Source organism: Blautia sp. An81, from assembly GCF_002161285.1.
Taxonomy (GTDB): domain Bacteria; phylum Bacillota; class Clostridia; order Lachnospirales; family Lachnospiraceae; genus Blautia; species Blautia ornithocaccae.
The window spans coordinates 155224-171442 of record NZ_NFHH01000008.1; the positions used below are offsets into that span (position 1 = coordinate 155224).

General features: G+C 45.2%; 17 protein-coding genes and 1 rRNA gene. 16 read left to right on the top strand and 2 right to left on the bottom strand.

Going from position 1 to position 16219, the window contains the following annotated elements; genetic code table 11:
- Positions 1–52: 52 nt before the first annotated feature.
- The 10 genes from B5G33_RS09160 to rplA all read left to right on the top strand — a co-directional run bounded on the left by B5G33_RS09160 (position 53) and on the right by rplA (position 6279).
- Positions 53–1555 (top strand): alpha-N-arabinofuranosidase, encoded by a 1503-nt coding sequence (locus B5G33_RS09160; RefSeq protein WP_087417429.1) that lies wholly within the window; start codon positions 53–55, stop codon positions 1553–1555.
- Positions 1556–1579: 24 nt separating this feature from the next.
- Entirely contained in the window at positions 1580–3121 is a 1542-nt protein-coding gene (locus tag B5G33_RS09165) for a glycoside hydrolase family 43 protein (protein WP_087417430.1), read from the top strand.
- Between the two features lie 3 nt (positions 3122–3124).
- Complete coding sequence (locus tag B5G33_RS09170) at positions 3125–3385, top strand: DUF6171 family protein (RefSeq protein ID WP_087270961.1); 261 nt, start codon at positions 3125–3127, stop codon at positions 3383–3385.
- A 9-nt stretch (positions 3386–3394) separates the two neighbouring features.
- On the top strand, positions 3395–3586 hold the full coding sequence (locus B5G33_RS21640; protein WP_204247359.1) for a hypothetical protein: 192 nt from the start codon (positions 3395–3397) through the stop codon (positions 3584–3586).
- Entirely contained in the window at positions 3583–3825 is a 243-nt protein-coding gene (locus B5G33_RS09175; RefSeq protein WP_087417431.1) for a hypothetical protein, read from the top strand. Before B5G33_RS21640 ends, B5G33_RS09175 begins: the two co-directional genes overlap by 4 nt.
- Before the next feature lie 265 nt (positions 3826–4090).
- Positions 4091–4240 carry a 50S ribosomal protein L33 gene (gene rpmG / locus B5G33_RS09180; RefSeq protein ID WP_044925727.1) on the top strand — a complete coding sequence of 50 codons (150 nt, stop codon included), beginning with the start codon at positions 4091–4093 and terminating at the stop codon, positions 4238–4240.
- A 23-nt stretch (positions 4241–4263) separates the two neighbouring features.
- Positions 4264–4470, top strand: coding sequence for a preprotein translocase subunit SecE (gene secE, locus B5G33_RS09185; protein WP_087270966.1), 207 nt, complete (start codon positions 4264–4266; stop codon positions 4468–4470).
- Positions 4471–4486: 16 nt separating this feature from the next.
- Positions 4487–5008 carry a transcription termination/antitermination protein NusG gene (gene nusG, locus B5G33_RS09190; RefSeq protein WP_087417432.1) on the top strand — a complete coding sequence of 174 codons (522 nt, stop codon included), beginning with the start codon at positions 4487–4489 and terminating at the stop codon, positions 5006–5008.
- Positions 5009–5100: 92 nt separating this feature from the next.
- Complete coding sequence (gene rplK / locus B5G33_RS09195; protein WP_087417433.1) at positions 5101–5526, top strand: 50S ribosomal protein L11; 426 nt, start codon at positions 5101–5103, stop codon at positions 5524–5526.
- Between the two features lie 57 nt (positions 5527–5583).
- Entirely contained in the window at positions 5584–6279 is a 696-nt protein-coding gene (gene rplA / locus B5G33_RS09200) for a 50S ribosomal protein L1 (protein WP_087270974.1), read from the top strand.
- A gap of 108 nt (positions 6280–6387) precedes the next feature.
- On the opposite strand, the gene B5G33_RS09205 is transcribed toward rplA, so the two are convergent.
- Complete coding sequence (locus tag B5G33_RS09205) at positions 6388–6954, bottom strand: helix-turn-helix domain-containing protein (RefSeq protein ID WP_087270977.1); 567 nt, start codon at positions 6952–6954, stop codon at positions 6388–6390.
- Between the two features lie 153 nt (positions 6955–7107).
- On the opposite strand from B5G33_RS09205, the gene B5G33_RS09210 reads away from it, so the two are divergent.
- Genes B5G33_RS09210 through B5G33_RS09220 form a run of 3 tightly spaced genes read left to right on the top strand, consistent with a single transcriptional unit; the run spans position 7108 to position 11523 of the window.
- Positions 7108–8184: a mandelate racemase/muconate lactonizing enzyme family protein gene (locus B5G33_RS09210; protein WP_087417434.1), complete on the top strand. Its 1077-nt coding sequence runs from the start codon at positions 7108–7110 to the stop codon at positions 8182–8184.
- A gap of 18 nt (positions 8185–8202) precedes the next feature.
- Positions 8203–9366 (top strand): DUF819 family protein, encoded by a 1164-nt coding sequence (locus B5G33_RS09215; protein WP_087417435.1) that lies wholly within the window; start codon positions 8203–8205, stop codon positions 9364–9366.
- Between the two features lie 3 nt (positions 9367–9369).
- Entirely contained in the window at positions 9370–11523 is a 2154-nt protein-coding gene (locus B5G33_RS09220) for a CocE/NonD family hydrolase (protein WP_087417436.1), read from the top strand.
- On the opposite strand, the gene B5G33_RS09225 is transcribed toward B5G33_RS09220, so the two are convergent.
- Entirely contained in the window at positions 11518–12426 is a 909-nt protein-coding gene (locus tag B5G33_RS09225; RefSeq protein WP_087417437.1) for a LysR family transcriptional regulator, read from the bottom strand. The genes B5G33_RS09220 and B5G33_RS09225 overlap by 6 nt on opposite strands.
- A 157-nt stretch (positions 12427–12583) precedes the next feature.
- Here B5G33_RS09225 and B5G33_RS09230 point away from each other — a divergent pair, with 157 nt between their 5' ends.
- The 3 genes from B5G33_RS09230 to B5G33_RS09240 all read left to right on the top strand — a co-directional run.
- Positions 12584–13783 (top strand): NCS2 family permease, encoded by a 1200-nt coding sequence (locus tag B5G33_RS09230; protein WP_087417438.1) that lies wholly within the window; start codon positions 12584–12586, stop codon positions 13781–13783.
- Between the two features lie 18 nt (positions 13784–13801).
- On the top strand, positions 13802–15517 hold the full coding sequence (locus tag B5G33_RS09235; protein WP_087271017.1) for an adenine deaminase C-terminal domain-containing protein: 1716 nt from the start codon (positions 13802–13804) through the stop codon (positions 15515–15517).
- Positions 15518–15992: 475 nt separating this feature from the next.
- Positions 15993–16219, top strand: a 16S ribosomal RNA gene (locus B5G33_RS09240); the annotation flags it as partial.

Here is a 16219-nt window from a genome sequence, read left to right on the forward strand (position 1 = left end):
AATATTATATGGGCAGTCATTTTGGATTGTCTTATGAAAGAGGAGAAAATATATGACAAAATTTGTGATCAATCCAAATGTAAAGAAAAGTAAGATCCACAAGGAAATCTACGGACATTTTTCCGAACACCTGGGAAGATGTATCTATGAGGGAATGTATGTAGGAGAAGACTCTCCGATCCCTAATGTAAACGGTATGCGTACCGACGTAGTGGAAGCTTTAAAGGAAATGAAGATCCCTGTACTTCGCTGGCCGGGCGGCTGCTTCGCTGATGAGTACCACTGGAAAGACGGAGTAGGCCCAAAAGAAAACAGAAAGAAGATCATCAATACCCACTGGGGCGGCGTTGTAGAAGACAACAGCTTTGGTACCCATGAGTTCTTTGAACTGTGCCGTCAGTTAGGCTGCGAGGCATATGTAAATGGAAACGTAGGCAGCGGAACTGTACAGGAAATGTCAGAGTGGGTAGAATATATGACCTTTGACGGAGTATCCCCCATGGCAGACTGGAGAAAAGAAAACGGTCAGGAAAATTCCTGGGATGTGGCTTTCTTTGGTGTAGGCAATGAGAACTGGGGATGCGGCGGAAATATGACGCCGGAATTTTATGCCAACGAGTACCGGAGATATCAGACCTATGTGAGAGACTATAAAGCAGATAAGAAAATTTACAAGATCGCCTGCGGTCCAAACGTAGATGACTATGAGTGGACAGAAGGAGTTATGTCAACTTGCTTCCGCCACAGCCAGCCTTTCCAGCACGGATTTATGGATGGCCTTTCTCTTCATTATTACACCCATCCAGAAGGCTGGGAGATCAAGGGAAGCGCCACTGACTTTGATGATAAGGTATGGTATAAGACTCTCAGCAAGACTCTCTATATGGATGAGCTGATCCGCCGTCATGGAGCTATCATGGACAAGTATGATCCTAAAAAAGAAATCGGCCTGATCGTTGACGAGTGGGGAACATGGTTCACCGTAGAGCCGGGAACCAATCCAGGATTCCTTTATCAGCAGAACACTATGAGAGACGCTCTGGTGGCTGGTATTAACCTGAACATCTTTAACAAACACAGCGACCGTGTACGGATGGCCAATATCGCTCAGATCGTCAATGTACTTCAGTCTGTAATCCTTACAGAAGGAGAAAAGATGATCAAGACTCCTACCTATCATGTATTTAATATGTTCAAATACCATCAGGACGCTATGCTGGTGGACAGCTATATAGATACAGAAACCATAGGCGTGGAAGAAGAATATCAGGTACCGAATCTTACCGAGTCTGTTTCTGTAGACGAAAATGGCGTTCTGCATATTACAGTTACCAACCTTTCTCTTACAGAGGACTATGAGATTGATACTACGATTCTGGAAAAGAATATTTCTGAAGTAAAGGGTGAGATCCTTACAGAAGAAATGCATGCCATGAATACTTTTGAGGAACCGGAAACTGTCTGCACAAAAGAATTTACAGACGTGAAGATCACAGATAAAGGCCTGGCCTTTACCATTCCGGCCTGCAGTGTCCTGCATTTATCTGTAAAGTAAAAAAGATAAGAAAGGAAGTATAAGATGAGAGTAACAAATCCGATCATGGAGATCGATATGCCGGATATTGATATTATACGTGTAAATGATATGTACTATATGGTGTCTACAACTATGTTTGTGACGCCAGGAGCGCCTGTTTTAAGATCCGGGGATTTGGTACACTGGGAAATTACTTCTTATATCTTTAACGTCATCGAAGATAATCCCGGTTATAGGCTGGAAGAGGGAAAAAATGCCTATGGGCAGGGACAGTGGGCCACCAGTCTGAAATACTATGAAGGTAAATTCTACGCCTGTTTTGCATGTAATGATCTGCAGAAAACATATATATACAGCACAGATGATATAGAAAAAACAGGCTGGGAACGTATAACCCTAGATGGTATTTATCATGATATGTCCTTTGTCTTTGAGGACGGACATGTTTATCTGGTTTACGGCAATGGGGAAATAAGAATTGTGGAACTGGAGAGTGATCTGTCGGGGATAAAGTGCGGAGGCGTACAGCGTCTTTTGTTTTCTACCCCAAAAGAGGGGATAGGATTGAGATGTGAAGGCTGCCGCTGGATTGCAAAGGATAATTTCCATTATTTTTTCTTTATTGACTGGCCGACTGTCGGCAGGAAGAGGAGACGGGTGATCTGTTATCGTTCTGCCCAGCTTTTAGGGGATTATGAGTGTAAAGTGCTGGTTGATGATGATATGGGATTCTTCAACAATGGAATCGCTCAGGGAACTCTTATTGATACAAAAGAGGGAGAGTGGTATGCCATGCTGTTCCAGGATCATGGAGCAGTAGGAAGGATTCCATATCTGATGCCTGTTACATGGGAGGAGAACTGGCCGGTACTGGCGCCGGGAGGAAAGATCCCCCGAAGTTTTGAAACGTCTTTTGAAGAGTATAAGGCAGAACCCCTTATTATCAGCGATAGCTTTTCCTATGAGAAAGATTGTTTAAAGCCTCAGTGGGAATGGAACCATAATCCTGTACCCGGCGGCTGGTCCCTCACGAAAAGAACCGGATACCTGAGACTGTTTTCCAAAGTTCCGGCAGCAAATCTTATGGAAGCTCGTGGAACACTGACTCAAAAAACAGAGAGTCCATATTCTTCTTTTACGATAGAAATAGACGCTTCAGGTATGAAGCCTCAGGAGTTTGCCGGCCTTACGGCGTTTCAGGGAACTTATGGGTCTGTGGGAATAAGAGCACAGGAGAAAGGCGCTTTTGCGGTAGAAGTAGTCAAGGGAAAACTGGGGCAGGGAGAAACGGTAGAAATTTCTGTTCCTATAAAGTCCGGTCAGTGTTTTCTTAGAATTGATTTCGATTATTGCGAACTTAAGGATAGGGCAGCTTTCTACTGGTCGTATGATGGAGAAAACTGGGAGACGATCGGAACACAGCTTCAGATGAAATATACTCTGGATTTATTTATCGGCTACAGAATCGGTATCTTTTGCTATGGGAATAAGACGGGAGGATACGCAGATTTCAGAAATTTTATTTTTCAAAATAAGATATCCGGGAAGGGGGCGCTTTCCGACAGCGCTTCAGGTGTGAAATAGACCATGGATCAGCCCAAAAGATTTTGTAAAAAATGTCTTCTGGAAGATATCGCAGAAGAAGATTTTCTGAGGAACATGAGACAGTATATCCAGGGATTGGATGAGGAGATAAAAACAGAAAGCCAGGAATATCAAAGACGCCTGGCTTTCTGCAAAGAATGTGATAATCTTATAAATGGGATGTGCCGTATATGTGGCTGCTTTGTGGAGTACCGGGCGGCGGTAGAGAAAAATCACTGTCCGGGAACAGAAAAAAAGTGGTGAAGTATAAATATGTATAAACCAGAAAATTTATTGTATACAGGAGAAACAGATATGGGAGCATATCCTAAATTTACCATGTCCTTTAGTATTGGACCATCTAATAAAGAGCGGATCGAGGCTTTTGAATTGTATCAAAGAGCTTTTAAAGCAAAAAAATTATTGGAAGCACACCGCCGGATAACGATGATATTCATATTATGATGGAAATTTATGGACAAGAGATTTTGAACGGCCCAGGAAAAAGTATGGGTACTGGATTTCAGGGAGTTCTATGCTGTGAGGTCCGTTATGATAAGAAAGAAGATTTTTGGGAAGCTTACAATGAAATAGGCAAAGAAGCCCAAAGTTATCATACGGAAGGTCCATATCCTTGGGCAGCAATACTGGGACTTGTAGTTGATAAATTCGGGATAGGATGGGCTTTATACTATAACGAATAAATTTATTTCATCTGGAAAAGAACCGCACGGAGATGAAAAGAATGAGCAAAGAATAACCTCGTTGTAGAAAAAACTTGACAAAGACCTGCTTCTATGATACGCTTGTGTAGCGACACTGGAAGTAGGTCTTTTTTTTGTGCCTAAATTTACAGTGAAAACTGAAGTTTATAATAAGGAAAAGATCTTTGTCGCAGTAGCAAGATGTTGCGTAGACGGCAGTAACGTGAGCTGCCGGCGATAAAAGACACATGGAGGTGGAGAAGTCGTGCGCGTAAAGATCACATTGGCATGTACGGAATGCAAACAGCGTAACTACAACATGACAAAGGAAAAAAAGAATCATCCAGAACGTTTGGAGACAAAGAAGTACTGTAAATTCTGCAGAACTCATACATTGCACAAAGAAACCAAGTAATCAGGTTTAAGAGGGTGAAATATATGAAGGCAGAAAAGAAGCAGAAATCTTCAAAAGCCAGCCAATGGATACAGGGACTTCAGGCTGAATTTAAGAAGATCGTCTGGCCTGATAAGCCGACACTGGTTAAGCAGACCATTGCAGTTGTATGTATCACTGCAGTTTTAGGCGTTATCATTGCTGTTATCGACAGCGGAGTACTGCAGCTGCTGAACCTGATCATTAAGTAAGGACAAGGTGAGTAAAATGTCAGAAGCAAATTGGTATGTTGTTCACACCTATTCCGGGTATGAGAACAAGGTAAAAGCCAACATTGACAAGACAATTGAAAACAGACACCTGGAGGACCAGATCTTAGAAGTTCGTGTACCCATGGAAGACGTAGTGGAACTGAAGAACGGCGAGAAAAAGCAAGTTCAGAGAAAGATGTTCCCGGGATACGTTCTGATCCATATGGTGATGAATGACGACACCTGGTATGTTGTAAGAAATACCAGAGGTGTTACAGGCTTTGTTGGTCCGGGTTCCAAGGCGGTTCCCCTTACCGAGCAGGAGATCGATGCATTGGGCATCGCTTCTGTAAGAGACGTGGAAGTAGACTTTGGAGTGGGCGACAGTGTTGTTGTCACAGGAGGCGTGTGGAAGGATACTGTAGGCGTTGTTCAGAGTATCAATGAAGCAAAGCAGATCGTGACCATCAATGTTGAGCTGTTCGGCCGCGAAACGCCGGTAGAGATAAGTTTCGCAGAAGTTAAGAGTCTTTCATAAGACGAAAAAGTAACAGTGAGAAAGGGCCATAATGTCACATGGCTCGTGGGAGGGACATCCCCGCAATTACCACATTATAGGAGGTGCCGAAAATGGCAAAGAAAGTTACAGGTTATATTAAATTACAGATTCCTGCTGGAAAGGCTACACCAGCTCCACCAGTTGGTCCTGCATTAGGACAGCATGGTGTAAACATCGTACAGTTTACAAAGGAATTTAACGCAAGAACAGCAGATAAGGGTGATCTGATCATCCCAGTTGTTATTACAGTATATGCGGACAGAAGCTTCAGCTTCATCACAAAAACTCCGCCGGCTGCAGTTTTATTAAAGAAAGCTTGCAACATTAAATCAGGTTCAGGCGTTCCAAATAAAAACAAAGTCGCTACAATTTCCAAAGCTAAGATCCAGGAAATCGCAGAGATGAAGATGCCAGACTTAAATGCAGCAACCTTAGAGGCAGCTATGAGCATGATCGCCGGTACTGCAAGAAGTATGGGTATCACTGTAGAAGAGTAATTTATCAACAAACGTGGGAGGGACATTCCCGCAATTACCACTAGGAGGTTATTTTATATGAAACGCGGAAAGAAATACACAGAAGCTGCGAAAGCAGTAAATCGTGGAAACTTATATGACCCGGAAGAGGCCATTTCTTTAGTAAAGAAAACAGCTGTAGCAAAATTTGACGAGACCATCGAAGCTCATATCAGAACAGGCTGTGACGGACGTCACGCAGAGCAGCAGATCCGTGGTGCCGTTGTACTTCCTCACGGAACAGGTAAGACTGTACGTGTACTGGTATTCGCTAAGAATGCTAAGGCAGATGAGGCACAGGCAGCAGGCGCTGACTACGTAGGAGCAGAAGAACTGATCCCGAAGATCCAGAACGAAGGATGGCTGGATTTTGACGTAGTAGTTGCAACTCCGGATATGATGGGTGTTGTTGGTCGTCTGGGACGTGTTCTCGGACCTAAAGGCTTAATGCCAAACCCAAAAGCTGGTACAGTAACCATGGACGTGGCAAAAGCCGTTCAGGATATCAAAGCTGGTAAGATTGAGTATCGTCTTGACAAAACAAACATCATTCACGTGCCAATCGGAAAAGCTTCTTTCACAGAGGAGCAGTTAGCGGACAACTTCCAGACGCTTATGGGAGCTATCATCAAGGCTAGACCAAGCGCATTAAAGGGTGTGTTCTTAAAGAGCGTATCCCTGGCTTCCACTATGGGACCAAGCGTAAAGGTTAACCCGGTTAAGTTAGCTCAGTAATAGATGAAAAATAACAGGCGGCTCGCTTTGCGGGCCGCCTGTTGTCATGAATGGAGACCCTTATACGGAGCATTTAATCTTGCTTTGCATAAGGGCCTTTTTTGACAATTACCTTACTAAATCCATCCGTCCCCATACCGGCGGCGAAATAGCAGAAATGCCTTTTACGGGGACATCTCCGGTATTTTTGCAGATATGGGGAAAATCCTTTTCAATCACTGTGCTGTCTCCGGGATTCAAAACTACTTCTGTCTCCCCTATCTGCACAGTGAGGGTTCCTTCCGTGACATAGATGGATTCTTCCGAGTGGTGCCGGATAGGCACAGCCACGTCCTGGGCATGGGGAGCTACCTCAAAGTGTATGAGAAGAGTTTGGGGAGAAAATTCCGGAGAGGGAAGAGGACTTAGGAAACGGTATAGTACCTTGCCGTCCTCTGAGCAGCGGATAAGCTGCTGCTCCTTTCGCAGGGTGAGGTTTCCCCGGATTTCCATATCATCTAAAAGCAGATATAAAGGAACCTGAAGCACGGAAGCAATTTTTCTCAGACTTGACAGAGAAGGGTCGATTTCCCCTCGTTCTACCTGAGAAATATAACTGATGGACATACCTGCCTCCTGGGCCAGTTCCTTCATAGTCAGATTCTGTTGTTTTCGGTATTCTCTTATCTTTAACATAATAAAACCTCCGTACAGGTATTATAAATCATCAAAAAAGAAAAAACAATAAAATTTCATTGCTTTAGATTGACAAAGAGTTTTATAAATAGTAAAATCTTATGCAATATATGCGATAAAATACAGTATTTATAAAATTATAAGGAGGAAAACATGAAAATTACAGATGTGAAGATGGAGAAGTTTTCCATTGAGCTGACAGAGCCTTTTAAGGTGGCTTTCGCAGAAGTAAGCCACACGGCAAGCATTATTGTAAAGGTAGAGACAGATGAAGGTTACGTGGGTTACGGGGAGGCGGCTCCTTTCGCTCCGGTTACCGGAGAAACCACAGAAGGGTGCCTGGAGGTGCTGCAGATGTTTCGCCAGGGACTTATCGGCATGAACCCTCTGGATATTGAGAAAGCCCATGCTATGATGGATGGACTGGTCCATGGAAACGGCTCTGCCAAATGCGCCATTGATATTGCTCTCTATGACCTGAAGGGCAAGGTTATGAATCAGCCCTTGTACCGGGTACTGGGAGGATATCAGAGTGAAGTCCAGAATGACATTACCATAGGAATCAGTGATCCGGAGAAAATGGCTGCTGCAGCGGAGCATTTTGTAAAGGATTTAGGCTACCGGATCCTGAAGATCAAAGCCGGAATCTGTCCTCAGGAGGACTTGCAGACCCTGGAGCTTATCCGCAGGGCTGTAGGACCGGATATTCGTCTGAGAGTAGATGCAAACCAGGGCTATAATTTCACCCAGGCTTCTTCTATGCTCATAGAAATGAAGAAATACGGGGTTGAAGCTATTGAACAATGCCTTCCTGACTGGGATCTGGACGGTGCGGCCAGACTTAGAAGGCAGGGTGGGGGAATCCAGCTGATGCTGGACGAATCTGTACATACCACGAGAGATGCTGCCAGGATCTGTAAGGCAGAGGCTGCAGATATTATGAATATTAAGCTGATGAAATGCGGCGGACTTTACAGAGGCGCCCAGATCAGTGCCATTGGAGAAAGCTTCGGAGTAACCTGTATGGTAGGATGTATGATGGAGACCAAGATCGCCATTACCGCCGGACTGAGCCTGGTGGCAGCAAAGAAGAATATTACGGAAGCAGACTGTGACAGTTTTCTGTATTATAAGGACGGCGATACAGGAATGCCGGGAGGCTTTGAAAGAGACCAGGATATGTTCCGTCTGCTGGACAGACCTGGACTGGGGCTTGATATTACATTTTAAGGACAGGAGGAGAGAGACATGTTTCCAATATTTCAATCAACAGATGCCGTGCTGGCGGTGATTTTATGCCTGGTGGCTTTTGCCTTCTGGGCCCAGAGATTTAAACCCTGTAAAATGATAGGTCCTGCCCTTATTGTGATTATTCTGGGAATCTTATTGGTAAACCTGAAGATCGTGCCGGAGAGCAGCGAAGTATACGGTACTTTGTCAACCTATTGTATTCCTATTTCTATGTCCCTTTATCTGATGAATGTGGATCTCAAAAGTATTATAAAGATGTCGAAACAGCCTTTGATTGCTATTTTCTGCGCAATCTTCAGTGTGAGCATTGTAGCTTTTATCTTCGGCTGTATTTTTGCAGATTCTATAGATGAAGGCTGGAAGGTAGCAGGTATGTTCGTAGGAACTTATACCGGCGGAAGTTCCAACCTGACGGCCATTGCCACAGGATTAAATGCTTCGGCCTCAACTATTGCGGCAGCCAATGCAGCGGACTATGTAGTGGGAATGCCTACTTTAGTGCTGATGTTCCTGGCTCCTGCCTTGATGAAAAATTCTAAGAAATTTCAGAAGTTCTGGCCTTATTCCTTTACAGACGAGGAACTGGAAGGAGACGGCAGCCAGAAGGAGCTTATGGCCTCAGAGGAATGGAGTATTAAAGAGATTGCCATTTTGCTGGCGATTGCCGTTTCAGTGGTAGCAGTTTCCACAAAGCTTTCCAGCTTTATGAGTGCAGATTTTGCCAGTGCAGGAAGGATCCTTTTGATCTCTACTATTTCCATTATTGTGGCCCAGGTGCCGGCTGTACGGCAGCTCCGGGGAGCGATGAACCTTGGATTGTTCTTTGGAATGATGTATCTTGTTATTGTGGGATTCTCTGTAAATATTAAGGGATTCCTGACCTCAGCAGCTACGATTACTCTGTTCTGCCTCTGCGTTATTGCAGGAAGTCTGCTCCTGCATGTGCTCATTACCAGACTTTTAAAGATCCGATATGAGTATGTGCTTCTGGGAATTGTGGGAGCTATCGCTGACGGTACCACTTCCTCCCTGGTAGCTTCAGGAGCAAGGTGGAAAAGCCTGGTAAGCGTGGGGATGCTCATGGGCGTTATCGGCGGCGTATGCGGAAATTATGTAGGAATCGCAGTTGCGTATCTGATCCGTATGATCACGGGGGCATAAAATATGAAAACACAGTGGAATTTTTATCTTTCCGGTATTTTATATGGAAAGATTTATGAAGAACAAGAAACAAAGACTGTTTCTCTTTTAGACGTATATACAGGAAAATGGGGGCAGGAGAAGCCCTTTACTCAGGAAGAAAGTCTCTTTTTCCAGAAGCTGTGCAGCAGGGATCTGCTGGAGTTTTTTGAGGAAAAAAGTGAGTATGAAGAAAATATTAGAAAAACCCCGGCAGAATTTGTTACGGATAAAGGGGAAGAGTTTACCTGCCGCAGGGGAGAAAGTTATTTCCAGCGGCACAGGAAGTTCCCCAAGGACCTTTTCTTTGACAGGGAAGGGATCTATGCTGTGCTCATGAGCGCCAGAGACGCAGTAGGAGTGCTGGTGAAAAAAGGCTGGGAGGAAAAGACAGTGCTGAGGGAGTGGAAAAAGGTATATCCCCGGCAGAATCCGGAATGGGAGGAATTCCAGCCTGGGCAGGTATGGCCGGTGTCACAGCCCAAAACCTTTTATGTGACTACCAGAGACGGGGAAAGGCTGGCTACAGATGTGTACCTGCCCCTGGGAATCCAGGAAAAGTGCTCTGCTGTCCTGGTGCGGACTCCCTATGGAAAGTCCAAGGGCATAGAAGTGTACTGGCGCTTTGTCCAAAGAGGATATGCCGTTGTGATCCAGGATACAAGAGGACGGGAGGACAGTACAGGAGAATGGCTGCCCCAGCATTATGAGGTGGAGGATGGGGACGATACCCTGAACTGGATCGCAGCCCAGCCCTGGAGCGACGGCCAGGTGAGTATGACGGGAGGCTCCTATCTGGGCTATGTACAGTGGGCGGCAGCTGCCAGTGGAAATCCTCATCTGAAAGCTATGTTAAGCAGTGCCTGTGCCGGCAGCGCTTTTGTGGACATTCCCAGAAGGGGAGGGTGCTTTAATTCCGGTATGCTGGCCTGGGGATTTGCCATGTCAGAGCGTCAGATGAGGCCGGAACTTATGGCTCAGGAGAACTGGGATGAGATCCTGAAAATCCGGCCTCTGAAAGACATTCCTAAAATCGCTTTAGGTCATGAGGTGGACTTCCTCACAAAATGGCTGGAGCACAGAGATATGGACCAATTCTGGGAGAAGAATAACTGGAAGGCCCGGTATCAGGGAAATCCGGTGCCGGCCCTGATCCTTTCCGGCTGGTTCGATGATAACGGCATGGGAACCACAGAGGCACTGGAGCTTGTAAAAACCTGGCCTAAGGGAACCTGGAAGGCAGTTCTGGGACCATGGAAGCACAGCGGCAATGCGGATTATGACATTCATAATGTATATATGGGTGAAGATGCCCTTCGATATGATGTGGATATGTTTTGTATGATGTGGCTGGAACACTTCTTAAAAGGCGCGGAAAATGGTATTGAGAAGACTCCGGCTGTGGAATATTACACTCTGGGAGAAGGCTGCTGGAAAAGTGCTGAGAACTGGCCTCCCGAAAACACGGTATCAGAGAAGCTGCATCTGGCAGGGGGACAAGCTCCTGCAAAAGGAGACGGGGAGAACTGCGGCAAGGGAAGGCTGACGGCTGCCCTTGGTGAGGAAAAGGGCGCAGAGGAATACACCTACGATCCGGAAAATCCTGCAGTACATCTGGTGGATATGTCGGAAAATGAGCTGGAAGTACCGGAGGATTATACCCAGGAAGAGAAGAGAGAGGATATCCTTTCTTTTACTACAGAGAAACTGTCTATCCCTGTGACCATAACCGGAGAACTGTCCGTGCTGCTTTATGTATCCTGCGACTGTCCGGACACAGATTTCTTCGTGAGGATCACCGATGTGGACGAGCAGGGAAGATCTGTGAAACTGGCGGATGGAGTCCTGGGAGCCAAATACAGAAATGGCTTTGAACATCCTCAGTATATGGAAGAGGGAAAAATTTATCCTATAAGAATCCGAACGACTAAAATTTCCAACACCTTCCAGGAAGGCCATAGGATTCGACTTACCGTAACATCCAGCGGAGAGAATTTTATCTTCCCCAACAGCAATACCGAAGAAGGGTTTGACAGTGATAAAGTTCAGAAAGCCAAAATCAAAATCCTCTGGGGAGGGGATACTCCTTCCAGAATAGAATTTTTCAGGGAGAGGCAGTGCAGAAATCAGGTTTTATAGCTGTTCCTGGGCAATTTTGATAAAATCCTGGGCGTAGGAGGGAAGATAGGCGCCTTTTCTGCTGGCAATGGTGAGGGTGCTGAAGACGCCCTTCTCTCCCACGGAAAAACAGGCGGGAGGGGTGTCAAAGCGCATATTTTTAATATAAGTTTCCGGCACAAAACATAATCCCATACCTTCCATGCAAAGCCGGACGCTGGTTTCTGTATTTCTGGTGCGGACAGAGACTTGAGGTTTTATACCCCAGGTTTCAAAAAGCTCCAGAGCAAGCTGACCAGTGGTCTGATCAGGAAAATGAAGGATAAATTCTTCTTTTTCCAGAAGTCTCAGGTCCATCCAGAGATGCTTCATTTCAGATCTTTTCATACCCCGGCCCGCCATAGGGTGATCTGGAGGCATTACCAGGAGTATTTCTTCCCTAAGCAGTGTTTCATAAGAAAGTTTGGGGTGAGGCCTTGTCTCGTTGAAGATTCCAAAATCCAGTTCATCATTTAAAAGAAGCTTCTCCTGAATGGCATGGGCCTCCTCCATAAAATTCACCCGGACACCGGGATATTTTTTATGAAACACCTTCATAATAGAAGGTACCATACAGGAACTGCGCATCAGAGGAAAAGCGATATTCAATTCTCCATCCATACAGGCATTCATATCTTTGAGCTCCCGTTCCCAATCCTGATTCAGCGCCAGTACCTTTCTGGCGTATTCCAGATATCTGCGTCCCAGATAAGTCGGGACGTAGGTATTTCCGCTGCGGCTAAAAAGCTTGCCGCCCATTTCCCGTTCCAGCTTCTGCAGACATTTGCTCAGAGTGGGCTGAGAGATATACAACTCTTCTGCGGCTTTTGTAAGATTCTGGTATCTGGCAATACTCAACGCATAATTCAATTCCTGAAAATTCATTTGGCCTCCCCCTTCTATATTCCATTTTGGCATAATTTTTCTGAAAAATATGAATTGGACACATTTCTTTCTCCTATTTTACAATAGAAGAAGTTTAGGGTCAAAGGGGTTTTCCTGCTTTGTCCTGACAATATAAAGAAGAAGGAGTGTACTACTAATGAAAAAATGGCTTGAAAAACAATTTCAGCTGTCTTCCTACGGCACAAATGTAAAAACAGAGCTGCTGGCAGGACTTACTACTTTTGTAACTATGGCTTATGTACTGGCAACGGTTCCCAGTCTCCTGGGAAATGCAGGATTGGATCGGAACGTAATGTTCACGGCTATGATCCTTCTGATCATTCTTACTACCTGTGCTATGGCTTTTTATACCAACCGTCCTTTCGCTCTTGCTCCGGGACTTGGAAGTGTTGGTATTGTGGCTTCTATGATTTCTAATGAGGGTATCAGTGCGCCTGTAGCTGCCGGGGTCATATTCTGGAGCGGAGTTCTTTTTATCCTTATTTCTTTCCTGGGGCTGCGGGAAGCAGTGGTGCGGACGATTCCGGTGAGCTTAAAGCAGGCTGTCAGTGCCGGCATAGGACTCTTTATTGCTCTTCTTGGAGCTAAGAACTGCGGACTGATTGTGGCAGATGCCGATAAGAACAACATGGCTTTCGGGGATCTGGCTTCCCCATCTGTTATTGTAGCTGTTATCGGCTTTATCATTCTTCTGGTGATCCGGACGAGAAATGTTCCCGGAGGCATGATCCTTGCTATTTTAATTACCACAGTGATCGGAATTCCTTTCGGAGTTACAGAACTGCCTTCTTCGCCATTTTCCCTTCCGGCAGGCATTGGCAGCCAATTTATGAATATTGATTTTATCGGGGCATTGGATTTTGCCTATATTCCGTTCCTTATTGCCTTATTTATACCAGACTTTTTTTCTACTTTCGGTACAGTGCTTGGCGTAGGAGCCAAAGCTGGATATCTGGATGAAGACGGCAATCTTCCGGGGATTGATAAGTGCTTTAAAGTAGATGCCATTGCTACCAGTTTCGGGGCGCTTTTTGGCATGCCCAGTATGACTACCTATCTGGAATCCTCTGCAGCTACAGGCCCCATCCTTATCTTTATCGGGATTAACATGCTGAGCAGCATGAGCAAGATCCATTATGAAGATCTGACAGAAGCAGTTCCGGCCTTTATCTGCATTGCATTTACAATTTTTGCCAATAATATTGCAAATGGTATCTGTGCCGCAATTCCGGCCTACTTTAGTATGAAGATCGCTGCCGGAAAGGTCAAAGAACTGTCTCCAGTGATGTATATCATGGTAGCAGTCTGTCTTCTGTATTTTTACACACTTATTTAGGAAAGGATCCTTATGAAAATGGAAAAGGTTTCTCTTCTCATTAAGAATGCTCAGGTGTTTAATACATACCTGAAAAAATTTGTCCCGGCAGATGTATCTGTCCTGCAGGGAAAATTTTATTACATCGACCGGGAAAAATCCCAGGACTTTCAGGCAGAGGAAGTTCTGGACGCCCGGGGCATGTATATGATACCTGGATTTATTGACATACATATGCATATTGAAAGCTCGATGATGACTCCGGGACCATTTGGTAACTTCCTGGCAGGATGCGGCGTGACTACGATAGTTTCAGAACCCCATGAGATTGCTAATGTAAAGGGCATGCGGGGAATACTGGAGATGATTGCAGCTGCCGAAGATACTCCCATTGATATTTATTACGGGATACCCAGCAGTGTTCCATCTACCAGCCGGGAGCTGGAGACTACCGGCGGAGTGATCGACTTCCAGGCCATGAAGCATCTGCTGGAGGAAAAGGATGTGGTATGTGTAGGCGAGATTATGAATTACCGGCAGATTATAAAAGAAAATGAGCTGGAAATTACCCGTTTTCTGGACTACCTGCGCACAGAAAAGCCAGGCTATGTGATCGAGGGACACTGTCCCTCTCTAACAGGGCTGGATCTGGCGAAGTTTCTTTATCTGGGGATTAATGGGGATCATACAGAGCACACCTTGGAAGAGGTACGTCAGCGGATTGAAAACGGTATGTTCTTTGAACTTCAGGAGAAAATGCTCCGTGAGGAAATCATTGCCTATATTCGAGAGAATAATCTCTTTGAATATGTAAGTTTTGTTACAGACGATACAATGGCAGATACGCTTTATGAGACCGGCCACCTTAATGCGGTAGCGGAGAATGCAGTGAAAAAAGGCTTTCCTCTGGAGCAGGCAATTTATTGTGCTACCTATACGCCCAGCCGCCGTATGCATTTATATGACCGGGGCGCTATTGCTCCGGGGCTTGTAGCAGATTTTCAACTGCTTCGGGATCCGGCCCATTTTCAGCCGGAGTACGTTTTTAAGAACGGAGCATTGATTTTTTCCGGAAGGAAAGGATCTGTCTCACGGACAGCCCATAGATTCCCTGAGGATTTTTATAATAGTGTGATTCTGCCGCCTTTGTCAGAGAGAAATTTTGAGATTCCGGCGCCGGCTGGGGCCACTTCTGTTATGGTCCGTGCCATGGAAGTATCAGGAGACCGGACCCAGACCAGGGAGAAGCTGATACCTATGGCGGTAAAAAACGGGAAACTTGACTGGCAGGGCAGCGGCTGTCTGCTGGCTATGGCGATAGAACGTCATGGAAAAAACGGAAATATCGGCTATGGCTTTGTGACCGGGAACTGTATGAAACATGGGACAGTGGCAACTACCTACTGTCATGATCACCACAATCTTCTTGTTGCAGGGGATTCTCCGGAGGATATGCTTCTGGCGGTCTGCAGGCTTCAGGAACTCCAGGGTGGTTTCCTTACAGCAGATAAGGGGAAAATCCTTGCAGAGCTGGCCCTCCCTGTGGCAGGTCTGCTTTCAGAAAAACCATTAAAAGAGACTGCACAGAGCTTGAAGGCTGTACGGCAGAGTATGGAGAATCTGGGGTATGCCCATTATAATCCGATCATGTCTTTCGCAACCCTGGGACTTCCGGTAAGTCCGGCTTTAAAGCTGACAGATAAGGGCTTGATAGATGTAAAAAGAGGGAAAATAGTTCCTCTTATCCTATTATAAAGACAGGCTGTCCGAACTCAGGAGGCTTATATGCCATGAGAAGGACAGCCTTCTCATTAAAGCAGCCAGAGAAACAGCTTTTAAGTTGATAAAAAGTCTGCAGTTAAGCAATTACAATTATCAGAATATTCTAAATTAAATATAAAACATATAATTTTTAACAAATTCAAAAAACTTGTTGACAAAGAGAAAACACTGTGGTATTCTAACATAGCTGTCGGCGAGAGCGGTGCTCTCAGGAACTTCTGAAAATCTTGAAAAAAGAAATTTTCAAGAAAATGAAAAAAAGTTCTTGACAAGCCAGAAAAGATGTGATAATCTAATATGGCTGTCGCAAGACAGGGACCTTGATAACTGAACAGTGAAACACATGAACTGAAAATTCTTTTACATTCATTTTTAAAAACGGTTCAACGAACCAAAACAGTAAAAGGTTTGGATAAGCGAGAGTTTATCATGACCTGGAACAGACACTTTATCAGAGAGTTTGATCCTGGCTCAGGATGAACGCTGGCGGCGTGCCTAACACATGCAAGTCGAGCGAAGCGCCTGCTTTTGATTTTTTCGGGATGAAGAAGCTTGTGACTGAGCGGCGGACGGGTGAGTAACACGTAGGCAACCTGCCTCACACAGGGGGATAACAGTTAGAAATGACTGCTAATACCGCATAAGCGCACAGGGCCGCATGGCCCGGTGTGAAAA

What these genes read in the sequence shown, in the direction of transcription:
- B5G33_RS09160 (WP_087417429.1), top strand. Translation starts at nt 53, where the DNA reads ATGACAAAATTTGTGATCAATCCAAATGTAAAGAAAAGTAAGATCCAC.
- B5G33_RS09165 (WP_087417430.1), top strand. Translation starts at nt 1,580, where the DNA reads ATGAGAGTAACAAATCCGATCATGGAGATCGATATGCCGGATATTGAT.
- B5G33_RS09170 (WP_087270961.1), top strand. Translation starts at nt 3,125, where the DNA reads ATGGATCAGCCCAAAAGATTTTGTAAAAAATGTCTTCTGGAAGATATC.
- B5G33_RS21640 (WP_204247359.1), top strand. Translation starts at nt 3,395, where the DNA reads ATGTATAAACCAGAAAATTTATTGTATACAGGAGAAACAGATATGGGA.
- B5G33_RS09175 (WP_087417431.1), top strand. Translation starts at nt 3,583, where the DNA reads ATGATGGAAATTTATGGACAAGAGATTTTGAACGGCCCAGGAAAAAGT.
- secE (WP_087270966.1), top strand. Translation starts at nt 4,264, where the DNA reads ATGAAGGCAGAAAAGAAGCAGAAATCTTCAAAAGCCAGCCAATGGATA.
- nusG (WP_087417432.1), top strand. Translation starts at nt 4,487, where the DNA reads ATGTCAGAAGCAAATTGGTATGTTGTTCACACCTATTCCGGGTATGAG.
- rplK (WP_087417433.1), top strand. Translation starts at nt 5,101, where the DNA reads ATGGCAAAGAAAGTTACAGGTTATATTAAATTACAGATTCCTGCTGGA.
- rplA (WP_087270974.1), top strand. Translation starts at nt 5,584, where the DNA reads ATGAAACGCGGAAAGAAATACACAGAAGCTGCGAAAGCAGTAAATCGT.
- B5G33_RS09205 (WP_087270977.1), bottom strand. Translation starts at nt 6,954, where the DNA reads ATGTTAAAGATAAGAGAATACCGAAAACAACAGAATCTGACTATGAAG.
- B5G33_RS09210 (WP_087417434.1), top strand. Translation starts at nt 7,108, where the DNA reads ATGAAAATTACAGATGTGAAGATGGAGAAGTTTTCCATTGAGCTGACA.
- B5G33_RS09215 (WP_087417435.1), top strand. Translation starts at nt 8,203, where the DNA reads ATGTTTCCAATATTTCAATCAACAGATGCCGTGCTGGCGGTGATTTTA.
- B5G33_RS09220 (WP_087417436.1), top strand. Translation starts at nt 9,370, where the DNA reads ATGAAAACACAGTGGAATTTTTATCTTTCCGGTATTTTATATGGAAAG.
- B5G33_RS09225 (WP_087417437.1), bottom strand. Translation starts at nt 12,426, where the DNA reads ATGAATTTTCAGGAATTGAATTATGCGTTGAGTATTGCCAGATACCAG.
- B5G33_RS09230 (WP_087417438.1), top strand. Translation starts at nt 12,584, where the DNA reads ATGAAAAAATGGCTTGAAAAACAATTTCAGCTGTCTTCCTACGGCACA.
- B5G33_RS09235 (WP_087271017.1), top strand. Translation starts at nt 13,802, where the DNA reads ATGGAAAAGGTTTCTCTTCTCATTAAGAATGCTCAGGTGTTTAATACA.